Origin of the sequence: uncultured Thiocystis sp. (assembly GCF_903866365.1) — a bacterium.
Lineage (GTDB): Bacteria > Pseudomonadota > Gammaproteobacteria > Chromatiales > Chromatiaceae > Chromatium.
Map to the genome: position 1 here is coordinate 1 of NZ_CAIPNF010000368.1, position 7,008 is coordinate 7,008.

The following is a 7,008-nucleotide window of genomic DNA, read 5'->3' on the forward strand; positions in this document are numbered from 1 at the left end:
CCTCAGGGCGGTATCGAGTTCATCGACATAACGATCAATAAAGGGCAGCGGGTCGGAAAAAATGGCGGCGGATCCTCTTCATGCGAAGAGCCGCTATTCTCGCCCTTTTTGTCAAGCGGGAAAAACTCGAAGATCGAGTATTACGTACCACGGCACTCGGCAGGGACAATCCGGTAGCATTCAGCATCGTTTGTCGTGCAGGCCCACACAACCGTATCGTCGGCGTTCAGGGTAGGCGTCAGGATAATGTTACACGCAGCTACTGTGCCTGACCCTTGCGTTGACGTCACCGTAATTACACCTGTCGCGTCTGTACATGCGGATGACGTAACGTTTTTTGTAGCGGCTGCCAGATCGGTATAGCCAGCACAAGATCCGGCACCATCCTGTCCATTGATGGCCTTTCGGTGGCGATGAGGCTCTCAGGAAATCACTCTAAGCCACTACTGGCCGAATCGACCGCTCCGCCATGGATCCTCTCGCGCAACCGCTGAAACACCACATACAGCATCGGAATCAGGAAAATCCCGATCATCGACGCCGCGAGCATGCCGCCGAAGACGGCGGTGCCAACCCCGCGCTGACTGGCCTCCCCTGCCCCGCTGGCGATGATGAGCGGTACTAATCCAAGGATAAAGGCGAAGCTGGTCATGAGCACGGCGCGAATCCGCATCCGCGCGGCATGGGTGGCGGCGTCGAGAAGCGGCTTGCCGGCGGCGCGTTCTTCCATCGCAAACTCGACGATCAGGATGGCGTTCTTGCTCGCCAGTCCGATCAGCACCACGATACCGACCTGGGCGTAGAGATCGTTGGGTAGCCCGGCGATCCAGAGCGCGGACATCGCCCCCAGCACGCCGACGGTGACCGAGAGCAGCACCGCCGCCGGCATCGACCAGCTTTCATAGAGCCCGACCAGGAACAGATAGGCGAAGAGCACCGCCAGACCGAGCACGATCGGCGTCTTGCCGCCGGCCTCTTTTTCCTGGAAGGCGGTACCGGTCCACTCGAACCCAAAGCCGCTTGGCAGGGTGGTGGCGGAGAGCCGTTCCATGGCGGCCAGCGCGTCGCCGGAGCTGCGCCCCGGCGCCGGTCCGCCCTGGATGGTGACGCTGCGGTAGTTGTTGTAACGCTGCAAGAGTTGCGGACCCAGGATGAGTTCCGGGGTCATCACCGCCCGGATGGGGACCATCTCGCCCTGACTGTTGCGAACATGGATACGATAGACATCGTCGAACTGCTGCCGATCGCTCTCCTCGCCCTGGATCTGGACCTGCCAAACCCGCCCGAATTTATTGAAGTCATTGACATAATAGCCACCAAGCGTGGCCTGGAGCGCGGTGAAGATGTCGCTGACCTGAACCCCCAGCGTCTGTGTCTTCTCGCGGTCGATGTCGAGAAAGATCTGCGGGTTGTCGGTCGCCCAGGTAGAGAAGACGCGCGCGAGCGCCGGATCCTGATTGGCGGCCAGCACCAGACCGCGCATGGCGGCGGCCAGTTCCACCGGGGTGCGACCCTGGAGATCCTGAAGCTGGTACTCGAATCCGCCCCCGGTGCCGAGTCCGATGATCGGCGGCAGGTTAAAGGGCATGACGCGGGCGCTCGGGAGACCGGCGGTCTGGGCGGCGACCCGGTCGATCACGGCGGTTGCCTTGAGATCGGGCGTAGTCCGCTCCTCGAAGGGCTTGAGCCGGATCACCGCCAGGGCGCTGTTGGACTGCACCACGCCATCGAGGATGCTGTAACCCGGCACCGTCAGCACATGGGCGACCGCCGGATCCTGACCGACCAGCGTTTCGACCTGCTTGACGACCTCCAGGGTACGGTTGACCGAGGCACCCTCGGGCAATTGGATCTGCGCCATGAAAGCGCCCTGATCTTCCTCCGGCAGAAAGCCGGTCGGGGTGATCTTGAACAGCCAGCCGGTGGCCAGTCCGACGCCCGCCACCAGCACCAGAACCAGCAGCGAGAAGCGCACCAGGCGGGCGACGATCGCGGCATAACCGTCGCGAACCTGGTCGATTCCGCGCATGAGATACCGCATGGGGCCGCGTTTATGATGGGTCGGCTTGAGCAGGATGGCGCAGAGCGCCGGCGACAGGGTGAGCGCGTTGATCGCCGAGATCAGCATCGAGAAGGCGACCACGGCGGCGAACTGCTGGAACAACTGCCCGGTGATGCCGGGGATGAAGGCGACCGGCAGGAAGACCGACAGCAGCACCAGGGTGATGGCGATGATGGGGCCGGTGATCTGGCCCATCGCCTTCTTGGCCGCCTCGCGCGGCGCCAGGCCGTCCTCCTCCATGATGCGCTCGACGTTCTCCACCACCACGATGGCGTCGTCGACCACGATCCCGATGGCGAGCACCACGGCGAGCAACGAGATGGTATTGGCCGAAAAGCCGATCATCAGCAGAAAGGCGAAGGTGCCGATCAGGGCGGCCGGCACGGCGATCAGCGGGATCAGGGTCGCGCGCCAACTGCCGAGAAAGACGAACACCACCAGGATGACCAGCGCGAACGCCTCGAATAGGGTGTGGATCACCTTTTCCAGACTGGCCTTGACGAAATCGGTGGTGTCGTAGACGACCGCGTAATCCAGATCGTCGGGGAAGCGCTCGGCGAGCTTGTCCATCGCCGCCTGGATGCCATCCGCCACCGCCACCGCATTGGCGCCGGGGGCCAGATAGATCGCCATCGCCGCCGTGTCGCTGCCATCGAGCCGGCTCGACGAGTCGGATTGCTTGGCGCCCAGTTCCACCCGCCCGAGATCCTTGACCAGGACGTTGGAACCGTCCGGATTGGCGCGCACCACGATGTTCTCGAACTCGCCTGCGTCGCTCAGTCGACCCTGGGTCTGGAGGGTGATCTGAAACTGCTGGTCCGGCGTCATGGGCTGGGCGCCGATGCGACCCACCGCCGCCTGGACGTTCTGACTCTGGATCGCCGAGATCACGTCGGACGGCGTGAGACTGAGCGCGGTCAGACGGTCCGAGTCCAGCCAGATGCGCATGCTGTAGTCGAGCGGCCCGAACTGCGAGACCTCGCCCACGCCCGGCACCCGCGCCAGCGTGTCGATCACGTTGATGGTCGCGTAATTGCTCAGGAACAGCGCGTCATAGGCGTGTTTGGGCGAGTAGATCGCCACCACCTGGAGCATGGCGGTGGATTTTTTCTTGACCGTCAGCCCCTGGCGCTTGACCTCGTCCGGAAGCTGGGCGGTGGCGAGATTCGCCCGATTCTGCACATTGACCGTGTTGATGTCCGGGTCGGTGCCGAGCGCGAAGGTCACGTTCAGCGAATAGCTGCCGTCGTTGCCGCTGGTCGACTTCATATAGAGCATGTTGTCGACGCCATTGACCTGGGACTCGATCGGCTGGGCGACAGTGGATTCCACCACCGACGCGCTGGCGCCGGGATAGGACGCGGTGACCGAGACCTGCGGCGGGACGATGTCCGGGAACTGCGCCATCGGAATCTGCGTGATCGCGATCAGCCCGGCGAGCGTGATGACGACCGAGATGACGATCGACAGTCGCGGGCGGTCGATAAAGGTATCGGAGATCATGGCGCCGCGCCCCCGTTCAGCGCCGTCGCGGGCGCGGCCTTGACCGCCTGGCCGGGACGCACCTTCTGGATACCCTCGGCGATGACCAGCTCGCCCTCTTGAAGTCCCTTCGTCACGGCAATATCCGCACCCTTGATCGGACCGGTCTCGACGCGGCGCACCTGCGCCTTGCTGTCGGCATCGACGATCAGGACATAGACGCCCTGCTGGTCGATCTGCATCGCCGACTGAGGGATCAGAATCGCCGACTTCGGCTCGCCGCTTTCGACCACCAGACCCACATACTGACCATCCACCAGCAGACCGTCGGGGTTGGGCAGCTCGGCGCGCAGGGTCACCGAATCGGTCCCCGCATCGGTGGTGACATCGACGAAATCCAGGTGTCCCGCCTGTTCGTACAGCGTCTTGTCGGGCAGGCGGACCCGCACCACCACGTTTTTAGGATCCATGCCACGCGTCTTGATGTCGCGCCGGGCCTGAAGTAACTCGCGCTGCGTCAGGGGAAATTGGACATAGATGGGATCGCGGCTGACGATCGTCGCCAGCGTCCCGGATGCGGGACTGACCAGATTGCCGATGGTGTATTGCGCCAGCCCGATCCAACCCGCAACCGGGGCCGTGATCTTGGTGTAGCTCAGATCCAGTTGGGCCGCGGTCAGCGCGGCCTTGGCCTGGGCGATGCTCGCCTTGGCGACGGAGGCCGCGGCTTGCAATTCGTCGACCTTGGCCTGGGCGATATTCTTCTGCGTCAACAGCTCCAGACCGCGCTTGAGCTGGGCATCGGCGTTCTGCGCGTCGGCCTGGGCCTTCGCCACATCCGCCTGACGCTGCTGCACGATCGCCTCGTATTGTTCCGGCTCGATCAGGAACAGGACATCGCCCGCCGCGACCGGCCGACCCTCGGTAAACCGGCGCTCCTTCAGAAACCCCTCGACCCGCGCGCGCAGCTCGACCCGGTTCACCGCGGCCACCCGACCGACGAAGCGCGCCTCGTCCTCGATGGGCTGCGACTTGGCCGCGACCGCGACCACCGCCGGCGGCGGCATCTCCGGGGCGGCAGCCGGCTCGGGCTTGCCGCAACCGATGAACGCCAGTGCGATCCCGGCCACCAGGGCGCGCGTGGACCAGCGGCTCCGCGCGCCGCTTGAACCGGCGTTCGGACCGAGCCGCCGCGCCTGGAAAGTCGAGTCGGGGGAATGAGTTGGCATCGTGACACCGCTCCAAGACGAGAGAAACCCAGATACGCCAGGCCGGCGCGTGAAATGAGGTGCGAAACTAACGCGAGACCCTGACGAACGCAAGGGCGACGCCATGACCGAAGCCGGTCTACACTGCGTCTGTCGGCGCGAATTCGCCCGGCAAACAACCGCACCCCGCCATCGCCCCGGAGCACACCATGACCGACATCTCACAGCAAGACGGCGTGATCGTCGCCATTCTCGACCGCTTCGAGAAGTTCCGACTGCCGCGCGCGCTCGCCATTCAGGCCAAGGTCGAGCGCGGCGAGCGGCTCGACGACAGCGATCTCGATCATCTCAAGGAGGTGATGCGGGATGCCGAAGACATCAAGCGATTCGTGGACCAGCGACCCGATTTTCAGCAAATCTATCTGCGCGCCATCAGTCTGTATCAGGAGATCACGCGCAAGGCGCTGGAGAACGAGCAAAACGCCTGATCGCCCACCCCACGGCACCTTCGCTCGGGAATGATTTCCATGGTTCACGGCATGCACATGCCGTTTTCACGTCCTGCCCGCCTCGATCACGCTTCGCAATTGTTCCGCGACCGGGCGCCCGACGGTCTTGCGGTCAGTGATCATCGCGAACAGACAGCGCCCCGCGCTGGCGGCGGCCCAGACGGTGCCGATGTCGCGCTTCTCCCTGGAATCGTCGTTGCTGAAGCGGTCGCCGCCCTTGTACTCGACGCTCAGCAGACGCTCGTCGTTCAGGCGCAGCACGAAATCGGGATAGAAACGGTCGGTCGAGGTTGGCAGCCAGAAGGAGGTCAGCGGCTGGCGCTCCAGGTTGCGGACCCAGAAGCGCACGGCGTCGAGCCGGTCGATTTCGATCGCGCAGGCGGTTTCCTCGGCGGTCAGATCGGGGTCCAGTTCGCCGGGGCGCGGATAGAAATGCTTGCCGAACTGGTAGCGGCCCTGGAACAGCCAGCGCGCGGGATAACGCTCGGGCTCGAAGCGGAAGGCGTGCCGATCCGACAGGCGCGCGCCGCTCGGTCCCTCCAATAAGGCAAGCTGGAACGCCTGTTTACGCTCTATGTTTGCCAAACCAGCGAGCCGCCGCGCCAGTTGCTCGGCCAGGCGATTGAGGTGCCGGGCGCAATGATTGAGGTCGATTCCGCGCGCGGCCAGCCCGTCGAGCACGCGCCCGATCCAGGCGATGGTCTCGGGTTGCAGCAAGGTATCGCGCCGGATCGCCCGATCGAGCAGACGGATCAGTTCGGCGCGCGGCATGGCATCCTCGCCGCGATCCAGGTCGATCCGGTCTTGCGGATGCTCGACCGCGATCCGCAATTGGCCCCGGTCCAGGTCGATCAGGAAGGGCTTGTCGTCGTCTTCCCGCGCGAAACCCGGCAGATCCGCCGGCGCGCCCGCCAGGGACAGCGGCGCCAGTTCGGTCAGGAGGTCCGGTTCCAACAGTTGCCACTCGCCCTGAACGGGCACCGCGAGTCGCGGCAGGGGGCCAAACTCAAGCCGTCGCTGGGCGGGAGCCTGCGCCACCTCGGCGCGGGCCTGATGGCGTTCGAGTTGCCGCGTCAGGTCGGGGCGCTCGCGCTTGGGGGCAGCCTGGATGACGGCATCGACGGTTGCGATGGACAAGATGCCGGTGATCTGGACCTGCGGAACCGCGTCCGGGTCGGATATCTCCAGCGTCACGCCCTCGGGCAAGAGCCCGCCGAAGGTCTGGCGCAGACTCTCGGCCACCGCCGCCGGGATCTCGAATGCGGTCTGCACGGGCGCCGGTTCGGACATCGCACCGCCGCCATCGCCCCCGCCGAACAGATCGTCCTCGCCCGGCTGCACCAAGGCGGCGGCTTCCAGCTCCTCGAAGCCCATCCCGACCAGCCGATCCACCAGCTCCCCCGCGACCTGCACCGTGCCCGTGCCGCAAACATGGGCATAGGCGCGGTTCAACTCCGGCGCGCGGCGCGACCGCGCATAGGGCAGGCGCAGCACCCGCCCCAGCAACTGTTCCATGTCGCGGCTGGAGCGGATGTTTTGCGTGGTGCAGAAGACATAGGCGAAGGAACAGTCCCAGCCCTCGCGCAGGGCCTCGACGGTGACGATGAAATCGATGGGGCAGTCGGGCGCGAAGAGGTCGACGCCTTCCAGCTCGCGCTGAGTGCCGGTCGCGACCGCGATGCGCCGCTCGGGGATGCCCCGCTCTTCGACCAAGTGCGCGCGCAGCACCTCGACCGTCACCGCGCCG

At 65.0% G+C, this 7,008-nt stretch carries 4 protein-coding genes and 1 pseudogene; 1 reads left to right on the forward strand and 4 read right to left on the reverse strand.

Going from position 1 to position 7,008, the window contains the following annotated elements:
* Window positions 1-140: 140 nt before the first annotated feature.
* Genes QZY07_RS27565 through QZY07_RS20795 form a run of 3 tightly spaced genes read right to left on the reverse strand, consistent with a single transcriptional unit; the run spans window position 141 to window position 4,773 of the window.
* Window positions 141-398 (reverse strand): pilin, encoded by a 258-nt coding sequence (locus QZY07_RS27565; protein WP_363184603.1) that lies wholly within the window; start codon window positions 396-398, stop codon window positions 141-143.
* Window positions 399-430: 32 nt separating this feature from the next.
* Window positions 431-3,565, reverse strand: coding sequence for a multidrug efflux RND transporter permease subunit (locus QZY07_RS20790; protein WP_295406832.1), 3,135 nt, complete (start codon window positions 3,563-3,565; stop codon window positions 431-433).
* Window positions 3,562-4,773: an efflux RND transporter periplasmic adaptor subunit gene (locus QZY07_RS20795; protein ID WP_295406835.1), complete on the reverse strand. Its 1,212-nt coding sequence runs from the start codon at window positions 4,771-4,773 to the stop codon at window positions 3,562-3,564. The genes QZY07_RS20790 and QZY07_RS20795 overlap by 4 nt, the downstream gene beginning before the upstream one ends.
* 188 nt (window positions 4,774-4,961) lie before the next feature.
* Between QZY07_RS20795 and QZY07_RS20800 the strand changes: the two genes are divergently transcribed.
* Window positions 4,962-5,240 carry a hypothetical protein gene (locus tag QZY07_RS20800; protein WP_295406838.1) on the forward strand — a complete coding sequence of 93 codons (279 nt, stop codon included), beginning with the start codon at window positions 4,962-4,964 and terminating at the stop codon, window positions 5,238-5,240.
* A gap of 66 nt (window positions 5,241-5,306) precedes the next feature.
* Here the strand turns inward: QZY07_RS20800 and QZY07_RS20805 are convergent.
* Window positions 5,307-7,008: pseudogene (locus QZY07_RS20805) on the reverse strand (hypothetical protein); the annotation flags it as partial.

Coding starts and splice junctions, on each gene's coding strand:
- QZY07_RS20795 (WP_295406835.1), bottom strand. CDS start 4,773: ATGCCAACTCATTCCCCCGACTCGACTTTCCAGGCGCGGCGGCTCGGT.
- QZY07_RS20790 (WP_295406832.1), bottom strand. CDS start 3,565: ATGATCTCCGATACCTTTATCGACCGCCCGCGACTGTCGATCGTCATC.
- QZY07_RS20800 (WP_295406838.1), top strand. CDS start 4,962: ATGACCGACATCTCACAGCAAGACGGCGTGATCGTCGCCATTCTCGAC.